The sequence below is a fragment of the Saccharomonospora sp. NB11 genome, from assembly GCF_015910535.1.
Taxonomy (GTDB): Bacteria; Actinomycetota; Actinomycetes; order Mycobacteriales; family Pseudonocardiaceae; genus Saccharomonospora.
The window spans coordinates 284,268-303,393 of record NZ_JACBJG010000002.1; the positions used below are offsets into that span (position 1 = coordinate 284,268).

Here is a 19,126-nt window from a genome sequence, read left to right on the forward strand (position 1 = left end):
CGGACCGCGGTCCGGAACCGCACGCTGTGTGCCGCTGACTGAACTCCTGGTTCCGACCAGTTGGCTCGCCCGAGACGAATCCGGCGTTGTTCCCGTGCCGGGTCCGGGAGCCCGATACCCTCCGAGCCGGCTTGCTCTCACGGCGGACAGGGTGATCGAACTGGGTGGGGACTCCCGGCAACTGCTGCGCCGACTCGGTCGGCGATACGCGATCGCTCTCCGCCTCGTCATCCTGCTGCCGCTCGCGTCGATCGCACTGTTGCGCGCCGAGCCGGAGCGGCTGGTCGCCACGGCCGTCACCGTGACCGTCGCGGTGGGCTGGACGTGCGCGTACTGCCGGCTCCTCGCCGGAACCACGCGGTCGTACCCCGTCGTCGTGGACGTGGTCGTCCTGCTGGCGGTGGGCCTGAGCGTCTTCGTCACCGACGCCGTCGAGCACCAGAACGCCGGGTGGCTTCGCCTGCTGGTCACCTTCGCCGCGGTGAGCTGGCAGTGGTGCACCCCGCCGGTGGTGGGCGCGCTCGCCACACTCGCCGTCGGCGGTGGCATGGTCGCGATCGTCGCCACCGCCGGAACCGACACCCAGCTCGTGGTGTCGATGGCCTGGGTGCCGGTGGCCGCCGCGCTGTCCCGGGCGGGATGGACGATCGTGGGCCGAGCCGCGAACCGCGCCGACCACGCCGCCGCGGAGGCCGAGCGCGAGCGCCGGAAGTCGGTCGTGGCCGCGGCGGTCCGCGCCGAGGAACGCGACCTCGCCACCACCCTGCACGACACCGCGGCGACCACGTTGCTGATGGTGGGCACCGGCCAGGTCCCGCGCGACGCGGACTGGCTCGCCGCGCAGGCACGGCGCGACCTCGACCGATTGCGCTCCCGCCAGGACCGCACCCCTCGCCGTGGCGATCTGGTCGCCCTGCTCCGTGACGACGCCGAGGCGACCCGGTTGACGATCGAGCTGGACACGCCGTCCCGGCTGGAGCTGCCCTTCGGGGTCGCGCGGGCCCTCGCCGACGCGACCGCGGAAGCTCTCACCAACGTCCGCCGGCACGCGGGAACCGACCGGGCCACGGTCACCCTGACCGGTGACGCGTCGCGCCTTCGCCTGGAGATCGCCGACGACGGCCGGGGTTTCCGCGCCGCCGACGTCCCCGCCACCCGCCGCGGACTATCGGAGTCGGTGCGCGGCAGGGTGCGCCGCATCGGTGGCACGGCGACCGTGACGTCCGCCCCCGGCGCAGGCACCGTCGTGCGGCTCGACTGGGGTGAGGCCGATGGCTGAGCACTCCGCCGAGCTCCAGCGCGGTATTCGGGCGGCGATGCTGCTCATCGCCGTGGCCGTCCTGTTCGGTCTGGGGCTGCGCACCCTGCTGTCCCGGCTCGACACCTACGAGCATCCGCTCGCACAGGTGTCCGCCTTCGCCGCGCTGGCCGCCGTCCTCGCCGTCGAGTGGTTGCTGATCGTGAGGCAGCAGTCGTGGGGACCCTGGCAGGCGCCTGCCATCCTGCTGGTCCTCGCCGCTTCCGCGACGTCCTACGCGACCCTGCCGGACGGCAAGACCTCGACCGCCGTGGACTGGGCCTTCGGCACCGCCAACTGGGTCGGCCTGATCGTGCTGCTCAACCGGCCCGCGCGCGCCCTCGTGACGTTCCTGCTCGCTCACGAGCTGGTCGCCGTGCTGCACCTGCTGCTGTTCGAGGACGTCACCCGGTCCGCGCTGCAACGGCTCGCAACCGGGTCCGTCGGAGTCCTCGGCTATCCCCTGTGCGCGGCCGTGTTGGTGTCGGCGCTGCGGCGATTCACCGCGTCCACCGTGGCAGCGCGACGGGAGACCGAACGAATCCGAACTGCCGAGGCCGTCGCCGAGGAAGCACACCGGCGGCGACAGCAGCGATTCGGCGAGCTCTCCGACACCACGGTGCCGCTCCTGGAGGGACTCGCGGACGGGTCACTGTCACCCGAGGACCCGACGGTGCGACGTCGCTGTGCCGTCGAGGCGGCCCGCATGCGGCGGCTGTTCGCCGAGATCGACACGGTCGCGGACCCGCTGCTGCACGAGCTGCGCCACTGCGCCGACGTCGCCGACCGCAAGGGCGTGGAGGTGGAGCTGGACAGTCGCGGGCGCCTGCCCGCGCTCCCGGCGGACGTGCGTCGCGACCTCACCGACGCCACGCTCACCGCGCTCGCAACCGCGTCGACCTCGGCGCGGGTCACGGTGGTCGGCACGCCCGACATGGTGTCGGTCAACGTCGTCGCCGACTGCGGCCGTCTCGACCCGCCGAGACCGAAACGGGACGTCCGCGCGGAGGTGTTCACCGCCGAGGACACGACATGGTTGGAGGTCGTATGGAAACCGGTCACCGAACCGGCGCCCCTGTCACGGCCGTGATCGTCGACGATCACGCCGCCATCGCCGCGGGCGTGCGGTTCTGGTGCGAGAACGCGGTGCCGCCCATCGCGTTGCTCGACGCCGAGGGTCGGCTGGCCAACGTCTGGACCCCTCCGGGTTCGGACGCCGACGTGGTGATCTTCGACCTGGAACTCGTGCCGGGCAGACCGGCGTTCGGGGAACTGCGTCGGCTCGCCGACGCGGGCCGCCGCGTGGTCGTCTACTCGCAACACGCCGACAACGCGACGGCGATCAAGTGCGTCGACCTCGGCGCTCTCGCCTACCTGACCAAGCGGGAAGGACCGGAACACCTCGTCCCCGCCATTCGCGCGGCGGCCGAAGGCGACTCCTACACCGCGCCGTCCCTGTCGGGCGCACTGATGTCCGACGACACCCCGGGCAGGCCCAGACTGTCGACCCGGGAGATCGAGGTGCTGCGCGCGTGGTTCGCCTCGGCCTCCAAACGACTCGTCGCCGAACGACTGCGCATCACCGAGAAGACGGTCGACACCTACATCACGCGCGTGCGGACGAAGTACGCCGCCGTGGGCAGAACGGCACGCACGAAGAGCGAGCTGGTCAGCCGGGCACTGGACGACGGCATCGTCACTCTGGCCGAGCTGAACGACACGGCGAGCTGAGTCCGGCCTGCTCGCGCCGATGGAAGGTCGGGTGCGCCGGTCTCCCCCCCACCGACACGCACACCCGACCCCCTCGATCCCTCCCGACGTGGCGAGCGTAGGCGACCGGGACGCACGCCGTTGTCAGGTGAACACCCGACAATCACCCGACGGACCCGATCGACCCACCGGACCTGCGGGACGGTCACGGCGGCGCAACTCCTGATCAGCGGCTCAGCACGTGTTCCCGGTCCATGCGCGCGAGCTTCTCCGGGTTGCGCACGGCGTAGAGGCCGGTGACGAGACCGTCGTCGATCCGCAGGGCCACCACGCTCTCCAGCTCGCCGTTCGACCGGATGGCGACCGCAGGGTGACCGTTGACGTGCACCGGCTCCCACGACAGCGAATCGGCCAGCTTGCCGAGCCCCAGCACCAGCAGGCGCGCCACCTTGTCGGCGCCGACCACGGGCCTCGGCACGGCCTGCCGGAGCCCACCGCCGTCGCCGAGCAGCACCACGTCGGGCGCGAGGGCTGTCATCAACCCGTCCACGTCACCCGTCACGATGGCGCGGTGGAACGCGTCGAGCGCACCCCGCACGTCGTCGGGGGACGCGTCGGACCGGGGACGACGCGCGGCGACGTGCTCGCGCGCCCGGTGGGCGATCTGCCGCACGGCGGCGGGGCTCTTGTCGACGGCCTGCGCGATCTCGTCGTAGCCGAAGTCGAAGACGTCGCGCAGCACGAAGACCGCACGCTCGACGGGCTTGAGGGTCTCCAACACGAGCAGCATCGCCATCGACACGCTCTCGGCGAGCTCGACGTCCTCGGCCACGTCCGGCGACGTGAGCAACGGCTCGGGCAACCACGGCCCGACGTAGGACTCCTTGCGTCGTCCGAGCGTCCGCAGCCGGGTGAGCGCCTGCCGGGTCGTGATCCGCACCAGGTACGCGCGCTGGTCGCGCACCGCCCCCAGGTCGACGCCCACCCAACGCAACCAGGTCTCCTGCAGCACGTCCTCCGCGTCGGCGGCCGAGCCCAACATCTCGTACGCCACCGTGAACAACAGATTGCGGTGAGCGAGAAACGCCGCCGTGGCCGCATCGGTCGTCTCGTCGCGCGCGGCGTGATTCTCGGCGTGCGGTGTCTCGTTCATGGTTTCCCTTCCCTCCCGGTGTTCCCCTCCAGACGCCGGTCCCACCGACGCCGTGACAGGAACGCCGGACCGAAACGCCGTGCCGTGCGTCACACCGCTTCGCTGTCACAGCGTTCCACTCGGCGGCATCTGGTGGTCGTCCCCCACACCACATCGAGACAAGGAGACGACGATGACCGCCCGTTTCGACCTGTTCGGCAACCAGACCTCCGCCGCTTTCGCCAAGCGGTTCTTCAACGCCGCCCTGGTGATCCAGCAGTCCCCCCTGCCCGCGACGACCCAAGCTCTGGTGTCGTTGCGGGCCAGCCAAATCAACGGCTGCGGCTTCTGCGTCGACATGCACACCAAGGAGGCCACGGCCGCCGGCGAGTCTCCGGAGCGCCTCAACCTGGTCGCCGTCTGGCGCGAGGCGACCGTCTTCACCGAGGCCGAGCGCGCCGCGTTGGCCCTCGCGGAGGAAGGCACCCGACTCGCCGACGCCCACACCGGCGTGTCCGACGAGACGTGGGCACGGGTGCGTGAGCACTACGACGACGACCAGATCGCGGCCCTGGTCTCGCTGGTGGCACTGATCAACGCGGCGAACCGGCTGAACGTGATCGTGCGCAACCCGGCCGGCGAGTACCAGCCCGACACGGCAGCCGAGCTGCTGAACTGAGTCACCGAAGACCCCGGTCGCCACCCGACGGCCGGGGTCCTCGCACACCTCCACCACGCCCGGACTCGACTCGCGACGTCGCCAGCACGAAAGGCGCCCGGTCACAAGACCGCCCTGACGCGCGAGGCGTCGCCCCGCCGGGAGGCGGCCGTTCCCTACCACCACATCGACCGCAAAGCCCTGTGCCCCATGGGATCGCGAGCCGTGCCGTCCACAGGGGCCAGTTGGTTGAGCCCGACGCGGCAGCCACTCGACCCCGAGACGACTCGTCGGCGCCGGGACCGTCACGGGAGGCCGGTTTTCGCCGCACACATGAATCTGCACGTGCAGTTTCGGGGTGCAGTGGCACGGGAATTGCGCGGGAACGAAAGGGCACCTGTCCTCGCTCGATTCGATCAGCCGTTCGGCGAACGTACGGCGCCGTTCATCGCTCGATGGCGGCAGAAGGATGAACTGAGTAGGCCGAAGGAAGCAAGATGACCTTGTGGCCACGGACGCGGCCACACAGAAAGGCGCGGCTCCTGCGGCATCAGGAGTCGCGCCGGTGTCCGCATCTAACGTGAGGAGAGTTGGACGTGACGAGGGTACAAGTCGACCTCGGTCAAACGCCAGATGGCAGAGCGAACCCGCTCCGTTCCGGTCACGTGTTCCACCAGCACGGGGACGTTCGTTCCGCGGACGACACTCAGAGCACACAGACCGTGGCCGGACGCCGGACGTGTCTCGCGGCCCGCGTGCTCGACGAGTGGGGCACGACGCTGCGGCTGACCCTGCTGTTCGTGCTGTTCGTCGCCGTGGGGATGACCGTGGTGGTGCTGGTGGCCCAGTGGGCCCCGGTGCTCGGCCTCGTCGTGACGTCGATGACCGGAATCGGTATCGGCGCGGTGTCCGGCATTCTCGTCTCCCCGCGCCGAACCGCGAACCTGTAGGCGTTCCGCCTGACCGGCCCGTCTGACTCGAACGGGCCGGTCAGGGCCGACGGCTCGCGAGCACACAGAGCTCGTTGCCCTCGGGGTCGGCGAGCACCACCCAACTCTGTTCCCCCTGCCCGACGTCGACACGCCGAGCCCCCAGATCCAGTAGTCGCCGCACCTCCGCGTCCTGGTCGCGATCGACAGGATTGACGTCGAGGTGCAGTCGGTTCTTGCCGGTCTTGCCCTCGGGCACCGGCGCGAACGTCAGGACGGGCGCCACCGGCCCTTGCCGCTGCTCGACGTCGGCGGGTCCGATGGTGACGAGACCGTCGCTCTCGTCCTGGATCTCGGCACCGAGAACGGCACACCAGAACCGGGCCAGCTCGCGTGGCTCGGCGCAGTCGATCGCGAGTTCGGTGAACCTGCTGACCATGAGAGACCTCCCGTCGCAGCGTGGTGCGGTCACGGTACCCGCGAACGCCTCAGGACGAAGGCGATTCGACGTCGATGGGCTGTCGACGTCGTTCCCCGTGGTCAGCCGTGCTAGGGAGTCCAGCCGAGGACGAGATCGACGAGTCCGGGGAAGCGTGCGTCGAGATCGTCGAGGCGAACCCGGCTCCGACGTTCGAGACCGTACTGGCGCTGCCTGATGACCCCGGCCTCACGCAGCGCCTTGAAGTGGTGCGTGAGAGTCGACTTCGGACGGTCGAACCCGAACCACCCGCAGGCGTGGTCGTAGTTTTCCGACTCGGTGAGGAGCCGCCGCACGATCGTGAGGCGCAAGGGCTCGGCCAACACGGCGAAGACCTTCTCCAACCGGATGTCGTCGCGGTCGGGTTCGGGCAGCGGCGGCGGCAGGTCGGGCGGAACCGTGTCGTCCCGGTAGGTCGGCGCGAGAGCCCTCATTCCCTCATCGTACCCACAGTACGGGTTGACTCGTACCGCGCACAGTTCGAATATGTTCGTACCAGTACGACTCAATTCGAACTTGGAGGCAGGGTGGCAGTCGACGACGAGTCGGTCGGGACGAACGTGAGGTGGTCGGTCGCGGCAGCGAGCATCGTGACCGCGGTGTTCGCACTGTCGAACGCGCCGACACCCCTCTACGTGCGGTGGCAGGACGAGTGGGGCTTCTCCTCGGGCACGTTGACGGTGATCTTCGCGGCCTACATCGCCGGGCTCGTCGGCACGCTGCTGGTCGCGGGGCGCATCGCGGACCGGCACGGCAGACGTGTGGTGCTCGTGCCCGGTGCGCTGCTCGCGGTCGTCTCCAGCGTGGCGTTCCTGGCAGCCCAGAACGTCGTCTGGCTGCTGGTCGCACGACTGCTCGCCGGGATCGCCGTCGGCGCGGCGGTGACCGCCGGAATGGCGGCGGTGGTCGACCTCGCCCCGGCGCGCTCACGCCACCGAGCCTCACTGCTGGCCTCCTCCGCGATGGTCTTCGGCGCCGGTCTCGGGCCACTCGTCGCGGGCCTGCTGGCGCAGTCCCACGACCGTCCGCACGCGACGGTGTTCACGATCACGAGCGTCATCACCGTCACCGCCTTGGTCCTCGCGGCTCTGCTCCCGTTGACGCGCCCGGCGCCGACGCCGCGGCGACCGTGGCGGCTCCCGAGCCCGCCGGCCGAGAACCGCCGGGACGTGGCGTGGGGTGTCGCGACGTTCGCTCCCGGCATCACCGCGACGTCGTTCGTGCTCTCCCTCGGCCCTTCCGTGCTGCGCGAGGCGATCGACACCGACAACTCGTTCGTGGCGGGAGCGATCGCATGCACGATGTTCCTCGCTGCGACGGGAATCCAGTTCGCCCTCGCCCGCCTGACCACCCGCACCCATCTGCTGCTCAGCTCCGTCGCAGCCGTCAGCAGCATGGCGTTGCTCGGACTCGCCGTGACAGCGTGGCCCTCGGCCACCGTGTTCGCGGCATCGGCAGTGCTCGCCGGTGTCGCGCAGGGCCTCGGACAACTCGCGGGACTCACGTTGATCGCCACGCGCGTCCCCGAGAACCGACGCGCGGAGTCGAACGCCGCATTGAACATCGCGGGCTACGTCCCGGCCGCCGCACTCCCGATCGCCACCGGCTACGCCGCCGACGCTCTTGGACTGCCCTCCGCAGTGCTCACGTTCGCGGGCATCGTGGGCGTCATCGCCGCGACCACCCTCGTCGCCGTCCGGGCCCAGACGAGCGCACACGCCACCATGCCCACGGCGACCACACGGACGACCGGCGAGCCGGACGTGAGTAGTTCGAGGTGAGGCGCACGAGGAAGACAAGCCGGCTCGTGACATGACGAAGCGGACGATCGACGGGCCGAGGCCCGCACCCCACGAGATCGTCGACGCGAGCCTTCGACCTCAGCAGCCATCTTGGCGCCACACCATGCCACCTGCCTTACGCGGCCTCAGAGCGATAGCTGAGAATCGGCGAGGAGCTGTCGTACGTGGCCCGAGTCGGATCGGCGAGGACAGGCGGACTGCACCATGGCGTCCCAATGGTTCGCCGCAGCGTCGACCGCCCGATCATGCGAGCAGAGGCCGCCATGGGATCCAGGCGGCAGCAGTTTCATATTCCCTTTGCCCGACCTGACAGTGCGACTCGAAGCCGCGAAGCGGCCATCTCACCTATTCACTCTCCGCGACCAATCGGACGCATATGAGTTACGTTATGCCACTTAACAACTGATTTCACCCACACGAGTGAACGCTCGACCTCATCTCAACCACTCAATCATGACCATCAGAGCAAAGAGGGGTTGACCTGCGGTTTCACTCAGTGCACGTGCATGCGCACACGCATTTCATCGGACCATGAGACGAAAGGTCGAAGCTCTCGACATCACTGAGCGTCAGGACCGAAGTCAGCCAGCCGTTCATCGTTTGGGGGATACCGCTCAGCGCTCGCATGTGCGCAGGAGATGAAGTCGATCTTCGATTGACCGCAGAATTGTGCGCAGTGGTACTGCACCACGTGAAATGGCGCGGCCCTTGCTGGCACAGGGGCCGCGCCTGTTGTCCGCGCACCATCGGTTTCAAGGAGGTCTTGGACGTCTTGAGAGTACTGAATCGCCCTGGTCGAACACCAGACGATGAGTCAAACCGGCAGCACGTTCAGCAAGTCATCCACGTCCCGAGGGAGGTGCCGTCGGATGGTGACCACCGACAGGTTCCACTGCGATGGTGGTGGATGCGGGTCGTGAACGATGCCCTGACCGGGTGGGGCGCGACGTTACGCCTCGGATTCCTGCTGGTCTTGTTCGCGGCAACAGCCTTGGTCACCATTTTCCTCATCACCCGTTGGGGCCCCGAGGCCTCCACTGGCCTGACCTCGATGGCCGGCGCGGGCCTCGGTGCCGCGGCTGTGTCGTCACGGCGGGCGAGGCAGTCGGAGGCACCACTGTGACCACGCGCTGAGATGCGAGCGAGTCTCGTTTGGTCGGAGGTACTTCGACTGCGCATGAGTGTCAGCCGACTCGGCTACGGGAAACACCCGGCAACGGCGAAGAAGCCCCTCGATCTGCAATCGCCTGCGGTTCGAGGGGCTCCTCGACAACCGCCGCCGGGCTAACAGGACTGAACAACCTGGGACTACGACCTCCCCTCGAACACGGCTCAACCGGCTTCGACCTGTGAGCAGGCCGGCGGAGCTGCCGAGTCCGAGCGGCGAATGCCGTCATGTGACGTTGCTTGGTGGTGCAGCGAAGAGCGGCCTGGCACGTGGTTGGTTGTGATCGTGTCCCAGCCAAGCTCCGTGAGCAGGAACCGGGGGTCGGCTTCATGCCGAATCCCTTCGCACAGGAGGCGTTCCGGGCTCGGTTCATTGACTCGCTACGTCTACGGGCATTTGTTCCCTGATCGTTTCGGCGATTCGGCCGGCACGCTCGACGTTCGACGATAACGGTCCTCGGCCACTCGCATGTTGGTCGACTTCGGCACCTGGGCTAGTCGGGTCACCCTGCGATACCCGTTTTATGGCGGCGCGCCTCTCGTTGGAACTGGCAGAACAGCGTTACCGACTTCGTTCGAAGAGTGTCGTCATTCGCTGGTGAATGGCGAGACTGAAGCGTGGTGACGATCAGAGAGTGCGTTCACGTTCAGCTTTCCAAAGACGCAACGCTCGGTGTCGTAAGGCCTGGGCTCGCTCACGTGAGTCTTTCAGCCACGCGAGCGTATCTAGCAGTTCGCGTGCTGGGTAGCCGTCCTCGATCCACGTGAGCGCTCAGGATGGCCAGTGGTCGGAGGTCCACGCGAGAGCGAGACGTAGCAGTTGACTCCATGGGGGCGGACCAGAGGTGACAGCGTGTGGCGCTACCGCGTGTTGCACGTTGGTGTACGGCTGTTCCAGGAGAGGTAACAGAACGATCAGCGCGTCACCAGCGGCTGTGGCGTCCAATTCATCGTGTCCGACCGACCATGCTCCATCAGCATCCACGCCGAGCATCAGGCCATGATTGTTGACTCTGATTACCGGCTGCCACTTTGGTACTCGCACAGGCCCACGCTAGTGCCATCGAGTGATGTCCTGTCTCGCGTAGGGCGACGGATTGTGGGCGTGACTCGGCGCAACGGCGCACTGCCTTGGTGAGGTTAGGATCGCACAGCTTCGCGGTCAGCTGCGAGTCGCCGAGAGCAAGCACGTGAAGCAGTGCGACCAGAGCGCCTGAGTTGAGTACCTGACCTATCCGGATCAGTTCCGGAACCTTCGCGTAGGGGACCCAGTTTTGTGGGATCACCGATGCGTTCCACACCGTCGACTTCGTAGACGTAGTGCGCGCTGTCGAGACGAACCAGTCTGTGTCGCCAGCTGCTCTGCACGTGCGATGTGCTGTGCCGCCTCGGTGCGATTAACCCCGCGGTCTGGCCCAGCTCGACACGCTGAGGCCCACGCCGCACAAGTTGCGGCACGTCACTTGCCATTGCCGGGCTGATATGAAAGTCCTTCAACACATGCCGGGGCACACTGACGCGGCGATGACGCTCAACATCTACGGGCACCTGTTCCCCGACCGGCTCAACGAGGTCGCCGACCCGCTCGATGCTCCACGACGTGGAGCCTTGAGCGGGTCATCGGCAGCGTGAGCCTCTCCCCCACCGTGTTGGACGAATGTTGGTCGCGGGCGGGTCAGCGCCATCTCCCGAACGACAAAGGGGCTGTCTACCTGCGTAGACGACCCCTGTTCTGTCAGGCTGACAGGATTTGACCTGCGACCCCTTGACCTTATTCGGCTCACTGCTGACCAGAGCCCGACTCTCGGCCCTGCTACTGACCTGCTAGTTGGGCGCCCGTCGGTCAACGTTGTTTGTCATGCTCTGCCAGTTTCGTGTGACATGAATGTGGCATAAGCCCTCGTGCGGAGTCGCTGGGCATGGCAGACGCTACTTGTGTGTGGTTCGGTGGTAGGCGAGGTACTCTGCACCGACCGCGTGGGCCGCTTCGGTGCGAAGTTGTCCTGTTAACTCGCCGTTGACGAAGATGTTGAGGTCTTCGTCGATGATCAAGGCTCCGTTATCAAATAGAACATGGCATGAAGGGCAGAGGCACAACACGTTGGCTGCGATGTCGGGGCCGTTGTGAGGTGTTCCCAACGGCCGGATGTGCGCGGCCTCGGAGTAGCCGCGGCTCCCGATCGTCAACCGCGTATTACATGTCTGGCACTGGTGGTCGTGGATCGCCTTGACGTATTCCTTGACTCCGCTCGAGCGCACAACCCGCTGTATCGTCGTCGTTCGACGGGCGGGCGACTCATTGCCCGAAGGCACGGCAGGTGTCACGGCTGAGGTGGTCGCGGCATCTCCCCCAGGCGTCAGCTCACTGGTTCCGAGTTTGACAAGGCGGAACCGGCAGACCTGGAACCCACGACGACCGGCTTCCCGCCAGGAGTCTTCGACCAGGTAAAGCCCGTCGTAGCGATAGCCGGACGCCGGCGCGTGTGAGGACCCGTTCTTCTTGTGGGCCCCGCGGATGACTCTCACCGGTGTGCGCTCCAACTGGCTCGTACGCAGGGCGGCGTTGCCAGACGATTCCCACGTCTGGTCTCTGACTTGGCGGCCAGCATTGTCCTGACCGCCGTGGCCGGTGTAGATGATCTCCCAACCGTTGTCGATGTCGTCCTCATATCCACCTGATACGACGATCGACTCGGCGCCTGTCGCCGCGGTACCGACGATGCCGGCAATCAGAGCGCGGTGCACCCCAGCGTCACTGGCTGCTTGCCTCGACGGGAACGTTGTCCCTTCAGGGACACCGTCGACCTCGCCGAGGGTGAACCTGCTGTTAGCCCTGCGCTCGAGTTTCAGGTCCCAGAACTCGAACCCTCGACGCTCAAGAAAACGACTGAGCCGAGCGATACCACCGCTGAACTCCGTAGCCTTCAACGGCCGGCCACTGACGTACTCATGAGCTGCACCGACGATCGCTTTCGAGTCGTAGTCACGGCCGTTATGCCTAATCACATACCGCCGCGAGGGCCCATACCTGTACTCAGCGAGGAAGTCGTCCCTACCTAGCTCGTCGAACCGAGCGATGGCCTTCAGAATGGCTTCAGCGGTGACTTCCCTAAGGCTCATGAGCCGACACCCTACCGCCCTCCGACTTTCGGGCCGCCTGCCGAACCAGAGGCATCAGCACCGCTTCAAAAGGGCACTTCAGGCAAGTCGTCAGCCTGCGAAGGCAGCCCATGCTGTCTGTCGACGTGGTGCCGTGCATCGGTTGTCATCGTTCGTGACTGCTGATCGGTGTGGTGTGCCCCGCGTGTGCCCCGGCCACGGCGTGAGTCCGCCGCCCCGATATCTAACGCCGTGTTGGGTGGAGCCCGACACAGCACTGGAAAGGTCCTCGGCGTTCAGGCGCAGCGATATAACCCCGGCCCGCCTCGTGGTACGCGGGCCGGTCACAGTTTCACCCTATGATTCAAGTCCTCCCTCAAGGCTTGTATTGTCCATATATACGGCTGATTATTTCCATCGCGATCTGGCTCCCTCAATGTTGAATTGATCTTAGAGCAGCACCCAAGGTTGCAGACTGAAACAGATTGAGACCAAGGTTGCCGCAATTCTGCCTGATATCGAGCTCGCTCTCAACAAGGGCGAGAATGATGGGGTGCAGCACGAGCAAATGGTAGGATCATATGACGCTCGTTCGGAAAGCAGCAATCTTCTTTTTGCTTCTCTTGTTCCGCAACGGACGCGCGTTGTATTTCATGGTGGTCGAGCTTAATCTGGGGAATGCAAAGACCGTCAAAGTCGGCGAGCCTGCCACTATCTTCGTAAGTGACTCTGGATAGAGCGCTTGGTGGTCATCCCGTCGCCTAATGACGTCTCGATCACGCCGTGTCGGGGCCGCAACCTCCTTCGATGACCGGCGACCTGCGTTGCCAGGCTTGCGGCCCCGCCGTGGCTCCCGGACCGCCTGCCTTCCGCTTCGGGTCCGCGTGGGCCGCCGGGATCGGCGTCAGCCGCACGCCCGGCGGCCCGCTGGCGCGGACCCACAAAGCAGCGGACAGGCGGCCCCGACGGGGCCGCCCTTGACGCTCGACGACGAGAGACGTTGGCGAAGCGATCAACGTTCCGACGCACAGGCTCGTGTGACATGTATGTGACATGCTGCGCTTCGCGTGCGTGCCCGGAGACGACAAAGGGGCCGCCTACCTGCGTAGACGGCCCCTTTTCTGTCGGGCTGACAGGATTTGAACCTGCGACCCCTTGACCCCCAGTCAAGTGCGCTACCAAACTGCGCCACAGCCCGGCCACCACCGTTGCGGTGATGGCAGTAGCTTACCGTGCCCCTCCAGCACGCCGCACAGGGGGTGCCCCGTCGCGATCACGCTCCCCGCCCGCCGAGGTGGCGCGCCAGGCGCACCACCTCGCGCGCAGCGCGTTCACCCAGCTCAACTGGCCGACGACGAGCGCGCGAGCAACGGGATGCGGCCTCCGGCGACGACGGCCTCCCGCTGACGCGGGGACAGGCGGTGTCGCACGCGGTACTCCTCGTGCTTGGTGTCGTTGCGGATCGTCAGCTCGCCGTCGGCGAGGTCACTGCGCAGGTTGCGCACGCTCACCACATCACCCTGGTCGATGCGGTCGTGGTCGGCCGGGTCGACGAACTCCAGCGCGAGGATTCCGAAATTCGCGAGGTTCTGCCAGTGGATGCGCGCGAACGACTTCGCGATCACGGCGTGCAGGCCGAGGTAGCGGGGTGTGATGGCGGCGTGCTCCCTCGACGAGCCCTGGCCGTAGTTGTCGCCGCCGACCACCACGTGACCGGTGTCTCGACACTCGCGCGCCCGCCGCGAGTAGGTGGGGTCGACGCGGTCGAAGGTGAACTCGGCGAGCTGCGGCACGTTCGACCGGAAGGGCAGCGCCTTCGCCCCGGCCGGGGAGATCTCGTCGGTGGAGATGTTGTCGCCGACCTTCAGCAGGACGGGCGCCGCGAACGCGTCGGGCAGCGGGGGCATGTCCGGCAGGTCGGAGATGTTGGGTCCCTTCACCAGGCGCTGCTGTCGCGCCTCCTCGGGCGGCAGCGGGGCCACCAGCATGTCGGTGTTGATCGAGGCGCGCGCGGGCAGCGGCAGGTCGGGATAGTCGAGGTCGAGGTCGGCGGCGAGCGCCCTCGGGTCGGTGATCACCCCGGTCAGCGCCGAGGCCGCCGCGGTCTCGGGCGAGCACAACCACACCGAGTCCTCACGAGTGCCACTGCGTCCGGGGAAGTTGCGCGGGAACGTGCGCAGGGAGTTCTGCCCGACGGCGGGTGCCTGTCCCATGCCGATGCAGCCCATGCACCCGGCCTGGTGGATGCGCGCTCCCGCGGTGACGAGGTCGAGAGTGCCGCCGATCCTGGTCAGGTCGGCCAGGATCTCCCGCGAGGTGGGGTTGACGTCGAAGCTCACCGCGGCGTCGACCTGCCGTCCGCGCACGAGGTAGGCGGCGATGGCGAAGTCGCGCAGGCCCGGGTTGGCCGACGAGCCGATGACGACCTGCCCGACCTTCGTGCCCTCGACCTCCCGCACCGGCACGACGTTGTCCGGTGAGGACGGTGTCGCGATCAGGGGCTCGATGGTGGACAGGTCGATCTCGTCGGTGACGTCGTAGGTGGCGTCGGGGTCGGCGACGATCTCCCGGTAGTCGTCCTCGCGGCCCTCGGTGCGCAGGAACTCGACGACGGCGGCGTCCGAGGGGAACACGGTCGTGGTCGCGCCGAGTTCGGCTCCCATGTTGGCGATCACGTGCCGGTCCATGGCGGACAGCGTCGCCACGCCGGGGCCGTGATACTCGACGATCCGATCGAGCCCGCCCTTCACCCCGTGTCGGCGCAGCATTTCGAGGATCACGTCCTTCGCCGACGTCCACGGCGGCAGTTCACCGGTCAGCCGCACGCCCCAGATCTCCGGCATGCGCAGGTGCACGGGCTCGCCCGCGATGGCCAGCGCTGCTTCGAGTCCGCCCACCCCGATCGCGAGCATCCCGAGCGACCCGGCCGCGGGGGTGTGCGAGTCGGAGCCCACCATGCTCTTGCCGGGGACGCCGAACCGCTGCATGTGCGTGGGGTGGGAGACGCCGTTACCCGCCTTCGAGTACCAGATGCCGTAACGGAGGCAGGCCGAGCGGAGGAAGGCGTGGTCCTCGGCGTTCTTCTCGTCGGTCTGCAGGAGGTTGTGGTCGACGTACTGGACGCTGACCTCGGTCCTGGCGCGGTCGAGTCCGAGAGCCTCCAGTTCCTGCATCACGAGCGTGCCCGTGGCGTCCTGGGTGAGCGTCTGGTCGATCCGCAGTCCGATCTCCTCCCCCGGCTCCATGCGCCCCTCGACGAGGTGGTCGGCTATCAGCTTGTGCGCCACGGTGTCGCCCATGGTCGTCGGCTACCCGACTGGTCGGAGACCGAACCGGTGGACGACGATGACGCTCGTGACGACAGTCGGTCCGCGAGGTCTTCGAAGGGACGTGTTGCTCGCCGTCGCCGCGGGCGGAGCACTCGGCAGCCTGGCCCGGTACGGGGTGGGTGAGCTGGTCCCACGGTCCCCCGGCGGTGTGCCCGTGGCGACCCTGCTGGTCAACGTGGTGGGCTCGGCGGGGTTGGGGGCGCTCATGGCGTTCGTCGAGCACGGCCGGGTGGCACGCCTGCTGCGGCCGTTCCTCGGCGTCGGTGTCTTCGGGGGCTTCACCACGGCGTCGACCTTCGCGGTGGAGGCGGTGGAGTTGATGCGGCAGGGCGAGGTCGCGGTGGCGGGCGGCTACGTGGTCGGTTCGCTCGCCGGATCGCTGGTGGCGGTGGCCGCCGGGTTCATGGGCACCACGCGTCGGCTCCGTCGGCGCGGGCAGGACGGTGGGTTGTGACGGTCTTCCTCGTGGCGTTGGGCGGTGCGGTGGGTGCCGTGTCGCGGTACCAGCTCGACGCGTGGTTGCGACGCAGGCAGGTCGGCCGGTTTCCCCGGAGCACGCTCGTCGTGAACGTCGTGGGCAGTCTCGTGCTCGGCGTCGTCACCGGCGCCACGGTGACGGGCGGGGCGGTCGCCGCGTCGGTGGGTGTCGGGTTCTGCGGGGCGCTCACCACGTTCTCGACGTTCGGCTACGAGACGCTGCGGGTGTTCACCGACGGCGCCCGCGCGACGGCCGTGGCGAACGTGGTGGCGACCACCGGAGCGACTCTCGGCGCGGCGGCAGCCGGACTTGCCCTGGGCGGCCTGCTCGGCTGACGCTGCACGGGGACGGTCGAGTGAAGGGAGGCCACGATGGCGCTGCCCCGCACGCTGGCCAGGCTCAATCGGATCGGTGCCAACCGAGTGCTGCGGCCTGCGGCACCCTGGATTCCCGGCCTCGGCGTAGTCCGGCACGTCGGCCGCCGGTCCGGTCGCCGCTACTCCACTCCGGTCACGGTGTTCCGTACCGACCGGACGCACTACGCGATCCCGCTCGTCTACGGCAGGGACTCCGACTGGGTGCGCAACGTCCTCGCGGCGGGACACTGCGAGCTTCGGCTGCACGGTCGGGACGTGCCCGTGACCGGCGCGCGGCTCCGACACGACGAGACCCGGTCGGCCGCACCCCGGCTCGCGCGCGGTCCACTGGCGGCGGTGGGCGTGTCCGACTTCCTGCTCCTGGACCGCGCACCTCGCTGACCACCGGCGGGCCCGGTCCGGTCGAACGACGCGACCGGACCAGGGCACCACTATGCGGTCTCGACGCCGAGTTGCTGCTTGATCCAGCGCACCTGGGTCACCATGAGGTTCTCCGCGACCTCCTCCGCCTGCGGCGACATGTGCGTGGCGCCGACGAGGGGCAGGAAGACGTGGTCGCGCCCGGCCGCCAGCAACTCGCCCGACAACCGGAGGGCGTGGGCGACGAACACGTTGTCGTCGGCCAGCCCGTGCACGATCATGAGCGGCCTGCGCAGTGACGGCGCGTCGGCGATCAGCGAGTTGTGCTCGTAGACGTCCGGGTGCTCGTCGGGGTGGCCGAGGTAGCGCTCGGTGTAGGCGGTGTCGTACAGCGACCAGTCGGTGACCGGAGCGCCCGCGACCGCGGCGTGGAAGACGTCCGGCCGCCGCAACACGGCCAGCGCCGAGAGGTACCCGCCGTACGACCAGCCGCGGATGGCGACGCGGTCGAGGTCGAGCAGGCCCGGATACAGGTCGGCCACCGCGTGCAGGGCATCGACCTGGTCGGTCAGCGACACGTCGGCGAAGGCGTGGTGGATCTCCTTCTCCCACGCGTTGCCCCGGCCCGGAGTTCCTCGGCCGTCGGTGACGAGCACGGCGAAGCCCTGGTCGGCCAGCCACTGCGGGGTGAGGAACGCGCTACGACTCTGCAGCACTCGCTGCGCGTGCGGGCCGCCGTAGGGGTCGAGCAGCACGGGCAGCGCCTCGCCGCCGTCGCCGATCTCGCGTCCGGTGGGCAGGACGAGCGCCGACCGCAGGCCCCGCTTGCCGACCGTCAGCCACGCCGGCCGCGGTTCCAGGCCCGGGTCCATGGGGTACGAGCCGACGTCGGCGACCCGCTCGCCGTTCCGCACCACCGACACCACCGGACCGTGGCGGTCGAGCGTCCACGTCGAGATCACGGCCACCTCGGCGGTGCCCGCCCCGATGTGCACACCGTCCACCTGCGACAGTCGCTCCACCTCACCGGCGGTGGTCCGGTACACGTGGATCTGCGTGGGGTCGTCCTCCGAGCCCGAGAACAACACCTCGTCGCCCACGTGCAGCACCGACCGCACCTGGAGTCCCGGCGGCGTGACGGGCTCGCCGTCCACGAGCAGCCGGTAGGTGTCGTCGCGCACCCCCACGTGCACGAGCTTGCCGTCCGTGGTCCACGCGGGAACGCCGGTGACGACCTCCACCCAGCGTTCGTCGGTCTCACTGCGCAACAGGCGCGCAGCACCGGTGCGCGGGTCGAGGGCGTACACGTCGATCCGGCTCTGGTCACGCGGGGCGACGGCGACGAGCGGGTCGCCCGCCGCCGACCAGTGCACGGCGACCAGGTACTCCCAGTCGCCCAGCTCGACGTCCACTCGGCTGCCGTCGAGACCGAGGAAAGCCAGCGACACCGACGCGTTCGTGGTGCCCGCGGCGGGGTAGCCGACGGCGGTGGCGGGCTGGGCCGGGTTCGCCGGGTCCGCGATGGTCCACACCGGAACCGCCGAGGTGTCCGTGCGCTGCACGAGCAGGCTCTGCCCGTCCGGCGACCACCAGTAGCCGCGCGTGCGGTTCAGCTCCTCCGCCGCGATGAACTCGGCGAGTCCCCACGAGACGTCGGGGCCCTCGTCGTCGACCAGGGCACGGTCGTCCCCGGTCGCCAGCTCGATCACCCGCAACCGGCGGTCGCTCACGTAGGCCACGTGTGTGCCGCCCGGATTGGGGCGCGGGTCGACGACGGCGGCGTCCACGAGCAGGCGGACGTCCCCGCCGTCGAGGTCGGCCGTGTAGAGCTTGCCGGACAACGGGAACGCCACGATCCGGAACGCGTCGTCCGTGGCGTAGCCGACGACACCGCCGGACGCCTCGCGCGTCCGCTCGCGACGTGCCCGCTCCTCGGCGGGCAGGTCCTCCTCGCCCGGGAGCAGCGCGGCGGTGTCGACGATCGTCGACTCCTCACCGGTCCGCAGGTCGAGACACAGCAGGTCGTTACGCCGGTCGGTGGCGGTCCGCGAACGAAGGAACAACACACGGTCACCGTCCGGGGAGACCCGGAAGTTCCTCGGCGTCCCCAACGTGAAGCGCTGGGTCCGGGCCTGTCGGCGCAGGAAAGAGAGATCGTCCGTCACGAGCGTCTACTGTCGCAGACACCACAGGTGACCCGCCAACCGCACCGGCCACGACCGTCGCGGACGCAACGATCTGTGTCCACTCGGGCCCGAATGCGCAACGAACGACGACAGCAGGCAATGTTTGCCGGATGTTTTCGCCGAA

15 protein-coding genes and 1 tRNA gene are annotated in these 19,126 nt (G+C 68.2%); 9 read left to right on the top strand and 7 right to left on the bottom strand.

All coding sequences use genetic code 11. The features are described 5' to 3' along the window. The first annotated feature begins 151 nt into the window (after positions 1-151). The 3 genes from JAV51_RS03580 to JAV51_RS03590 are packed head-to-tail and all read left to right on the top strand — an operon-like array spanning position 152 to position 3,028. Positions 152-1,279 carry a sensor histidine kinase gene (locus JAV51_RS03580; protein WP_197319161.1) on the top strand — a complete coding sequence of 376 codons (1,128 nt, stop codon included), beginning with the start codon at positions 152-154 and terminating at the stop codon, positions 1,277-1,279. Then, positions 1,272-2,387, top strand: coding sequence for a hypothetical protein (locus tag JAV51_RS03585; RefSeq protein ID WP_197319162.1), 1,116 nt, complete (start codon positions 1,272-1,274; stop codon positions 2,385-2,387). Before JAV51_RS03580 ends, JAV51_RS03585 begins: the two co-directional genes overlap by 8 nt. Further along, positions 2,384-3,028 (top strand): response regulator transcription factor, encoded by a 645-nt coding sequence (locus tag JAV51_RS03590; protein ID WP_307845723.1) that lies wholly within the window; start codon positions 2,384-2,386, stop codon positions 3,026-3,028. The genes JAV51_RS03585 and JAV51_RS03590 overlap by 4 nt, the downstream gene beginning before the upstream one ends. Positions 3,029-3,233: 205 nt before the next feature. On the opposite strand, the gene JAV51_RS03595 is transcribed toward JAV51_RS03590, so the two are convergent. Then, positions 3,234-4,160, bottom strand: coding sequence for an RNA polymerase sigma-70 factor (locus tag JAV51_RS03595; protein WP_197319164.1), 927 nt, complete (start codon positions 4,158-4,160; stop codon positions 3,234-3,236). A 172-nt stretch (positions 4,161-4,332) separates the two neighbouring features. On the opposite strand from JAV51_RS03595, the gene JAV51_RS03600 reads away from it, so the two are divergent. Both JAV51_RS03600 and JAV51_RS20175 read left to right on the top strand, forming a co-directional pair. Further along, entirely contained in the window at positions 4,333-4,818 is a 486-nt protein-coding gene (locus JAV51_RS03600; protein ID WP_197319165.1) for a carboxymuconolactone decarboxylase family protein, read from the top strand. A gap of 701 nt (positions 4,819-5,519) precedes the next feature. Then, positions 5,520-5,747 carry a hypothetical protein gene (locus tag JAV51_RS20175; protein ID WP_231641338.1) on the top strand — a complete coding sequence of 76 codons (228 nt, stop codon included), beginning with the start codon at positions 5,520-5,522 and terminating at the stop codon, positions 5,745-5,747. A gap of 40 nt (positions 5,748-5,787) precedes the next feature. On the opposite strand, the gene JAV51_RS03610 is transcribed toward JAV51_RS20175, so the two are convergent. Continuing rightward, positions 5,788-6,165, bottom strand: a complete 378-nt coding sequence (locus tag JAV51_RS03610; RefSeq protein ID WP_197319167.1) for a VOC family protein — start codon at positions 6,163-6,165, stop codon at positions 5,788-5,790. Positions 6,166-6,275: 110 nt separating this feature from the next. Next, positions 6,276-6,638 carry a helix-turn-helix transcriptional regulator gene (locus JAV51_RS03615; protein ID WP_197319168.1) on the bottom strand — a complete coding sequence of 121 codons (363 nt, stop codon included), beginning with the start codon at positions 6,636-6,638 and terminating at the stop codon, positions 6,276-6,278. A gap of 93 nt (positions 6,639-6,731) precedes the next feature. Between JAV51_RS03615 and JAV51_RS03620 the strand changes: the two genes are divergently transcribed. Continuing rightward, positions 6,732-7,985 (top strand): MFS transporter, encoded by a 1,254-nt coding sequence (locus JAV51_RS03620; RefSeq protein WP_197319169.1) that lies wholly within the window; start codon positions 6,732-6,734, stop codon positions 7,983-7,985. Between the two features lie 3,117 nt (positions 7,986-11,102). Here JAV51_RS03620 and JAV51_RS03625 read toward each other — a convergent pair. The 3 genes from JAV51_RS03625 to JAV51_RS03635 form a co-directional block, all read right to left on the bottom strand. Beyond that, positions 11,103-12,293, bottom strand: a complete 1,191-nt coding sequence (locus tag JAV51_RS03625) for a YDG/SRA domain-containing protein (RefSeq protein WP_197319170.1) — start codon at positions 12,291-12,293, stop codon at positions 11,103-11,105. A gap of 1,103 nt (positions 12,294-13,396) precedes the next feature. After that, positions 13,397-13,470, bottom strand: a tRNA-Pro gene (locus JAV51_RS03630). A 142-nt stretch (positions 13,471-13,612) separates the two neighbouring features. Continuing rightward, on the bottom strand, positions 13,613-15,571 hold the full coding sequence (locus tag JAV51_RS03635) for an aconitate hydratase (RefSeq protein ID WP_197319171.1): 1,959 nt from the start codon (positions 15,569-15,571) through the stop codon (positions 13,613-13,615). Positions 15,572-15,626: 55 nt separating this feature from the next. On the opposite strand from JAV51_RS03635, the gene JAV51_RS03640 reads away from it, so the two are divergent. The 3 genes from JAV51_RS03640 to JAV51_RS03650 are packed head-to-tail and all read left to right on the top strand — an operon-like array spanning position 15,627 to position 16,837. Then, on the top strand, positions 15,627-16,055 hold the full coding sequence (locus JAV51_RS03640; RefSeq protein ID WP_307845724.1) for a CrcB family protein: 429 nt from the start codon (positions 15,627-15,629) through the stop codon (positions 16,053-16,055). Beyond that, a complete protein-coding gene (locus JAV51_RS03645) occupies positions 16,052-16,414 on the top strand; it encodes a CrcB family protein (RefSeq protein WP_197319172.1) in 363 nt (120 codons plus the stop codon). The genes JAV51_RS03640 and JAV51_RS03645 overlap by 4 nt, the downstream gene beginning before the upstream one ends. A 36-nt stretch (positions 16,415-16,450) precedes the next feature. Continuing rightward, complete coding sequence (locus tag JAV51_RS03650; protein ID WP_197319173.1) at positions 16,451-16,837, top strand: nitroreductase family deazaflavin-dependent oxidoreductase; 387 nt, start codon at positions 16,451-16,453, stop codon at positions 16,835-16,837. Positions 16,838-16,887: 50 nt separating this feature from the next. Here the strand turns inward: JAV51_RS03650 and JAV51_RS03655 are convergent, their stop codons facing one another. Beyond that, on the bottom strand, positions 16,888-18,981 hold the full coding sequence (locus JAV51_RS03655) for a S9 family peptidase (protein WP_197319174.1): 2,094 nt from the start codon (positions 18,979-18,981) through the stop codon (positions 16,888-16,890). Positions 18,982-19,126: the final 145 nt, after the last annotated feature.

Excerpts from the sequence above, each read along its gene's own strand:
- JAV51_RS03650 (WP_197319173.1), top strand. The coding sequence starts at position 16,451 with ATGGCGCTGCCCCGCACGCTGGCCAGGCTCAATCGGATCGGTGCCAAC.
- JAV51_RS03615 (WP_197319168.1), bottom strand. The coding sequence starts at position 6,638 with ATGAGGGCTCTCGCGCCGACCTACCGGGACGACACGGTTCCGCCCGAC.
- JAV51_RS03600 (WP_197319165.1), top strand. The coding sequence starts at position 4,333 with ATGACCGCCCGTTTCGACCTGTTCGGCAACCAGACCTCCGCCGCTTTC.
- JAV51_RS03635 (WP_197319171.1), bottom strand. The coding sequence starts at position 15,571 with ATGGGCGACACCGTGGCGCACAAGCTGATAGCCGACCACCTCGTCGAG.
- JAV51_RS03625 (WP_197319170.1), bottom strand. The coding sequence starts at position 12,293 with ATGAGCCTTAGGGAAGTCACCGCTGAAGCCATTCTGAAGGCCATCGCT.
- JAV51_RS03610 (WP_197319167.1), bottom strand. The coding sequence starts at position 6,165 with ATGGTCAGCAGGTTCACCGAACTCGCGATCGACTGCGCCGAGCCACGC.
- JAV51_RS03595 (WP_197319164.1), bottom strand. The coding sequence starts at position 4,160 with ATGAACGAGACACCGCACGCCGAGAATCACGCCGCGCGCGACGAGACG.
- JAV51_RS03585 (WP_197319162.1), top strand. The coding sequence starts at position 1,272 with ATGGCTGAGCACTCCGCCGAGCTCCAGCGCGGTATTCGGGCGGCGATG.